The following is a 1,563-nucleotide window of genomic DNA, read 5'->3' on the forward strand; positions in this document are numbered from 1 at the left end:
CAAAACGGAGAGTTTGATCCTGGCTCAGGATGAACGCTGGCGGTATGCTTAACACATGCAAGTCGAACGGAATCTTAGGATTTAGTGGCGGACGGGTGAGTAACGCGTGAGAATCTGGCTTCAGGTCGGGGATAACTACTGGAAACGGTGGCTAATACCGGATGTGCCGAGAGGTGAAAGGCTTGCTGCCTGAAGATGAGCTCGCGTCTGATTAGCTAGTTGGTGTGGTAAGAGCGCACCAAGGCGACGATCAGTAGCTGGTCTGAGAGGATGATCAGCCACACTGGGACTGAGACACGGCCCAGACTCCTACGGGAGGCAGCAGTGGGGAATTTTCCGCAATGGGCGAAAGCCTGACGGAGCAATACCGCGTGAGGGAGGAAGGCTCTTGGGTTGTAAACCTCTTTTCTCAAGGAATAAGTACTGAAGGTACTTGAGGAATAAGCATCGGCTAACTCCGTGCCAGCAGCCGCGGTAATACGGAGGATGCAAGCGTTATCCGGAATGATTGGGCGTAAAGCGTCCGCAGGTGGCTGTGTAAGTCTGCTGTTAAAGAGTGAGGCTCAACCTCATAAGAGCAGTGGAAACTACATAGCTAGAGTGCGTTCGGGGTAGAGGGAATTCCTGGTGTAGCGGTGAAATGCGTAGAGATCAGGAAGAACACCGGTGGCGAAGGCGCTCTACTAGGCCGCAACTGACACTGAGGGACGAAAGCTAGGGGAGCGAATGGGATTAGATACCCCAGTAGTCCTAGCCGTAAACGATGGATACTAGGCGTTGCGAGTATCGACCCTCGCAGTGCCGGAGCCAACGCGTTAAGTATCCCGCCTGGGGAGTACGCACGCAAGTGTGAAACTCAAAGGAATTGACGGGGGCCCGCACAAGCGGTGGAGTATGTGGTTTAATTCGATGCAACGCGAAGAACCTTACCAAGACTTGACATGTCGCGAATCCCGGTGAAAGCTGGGAGTGCCTTAGGGAGCGCGAACACAGGTGGTGCATGGCTGTCGTCAGCTCGTGTCGTGAGATGTTGGGTTAAGTCCCGCAACGAGCGCAACCCTCGTTTTTAGTTGCCAGCATTAAGTTGGGCACTCTAGAGAGACTGCCGGTGACAAACCGGAGGAAGGTGGGGATGACGTCAAGTCAGCATGCCCCTTACGTCTTGGGCTACACACGTACTACAATGCTCCGAACAGAGGGCAGCAAGCTAGCGATAGCAAGCAAATCCCGGAAATCGGAGCTCAGTTCAGATCGAAGGCTGCAACTCGCCTTCGTGAAGGAGGAATCGCTAGTAATTGCAGGTCAGCATACTGCAGTGAATTCGTTCCCGGGCCTTGTACACACCGCCCGTCACACCATGGAAGCTGGCAACGCCCGAAGTCATTACCCCAACTTTTAGGAGAGGGGGATGCCTAAGGCAGTGCTGGTGACTGGGGTGAAGTCGTAACAAGGTAGCCGTACCGGAAGGTGTGGCTGGATCACCTCCTTTTAGGGAGACCTACCCAACTTGAAATCGAAAGCATAAAGCAAATAGAGAGCAAGATGGTCAACCTAGGTCGGTCG

1 rRNA gene is annotated in these 1,563 nt (G+C 53.8%); it reads left to right on the forward strand.

Annotated elements, in window-relative coordinates:
• The first annotated feature begins 1 nt into the window (after position 1).
• A 16S ribosomal RNA gene (locus H6G75_RS32620) occupies positions 2–1,489 on the forward strand.
• Positions 1,490–1,563 lie beyond the last annotated feature (74 nt).

The sequence above is a fragment of the Nostoc sp. FACHB-280 genome, assembly GCF_014697615.1.
Classification (GTDB): Bacteria; Cyanobacteriota; Cyanobacteriia; order Cyanobacteriales; family Nostocaceae; genus Nostoc_B.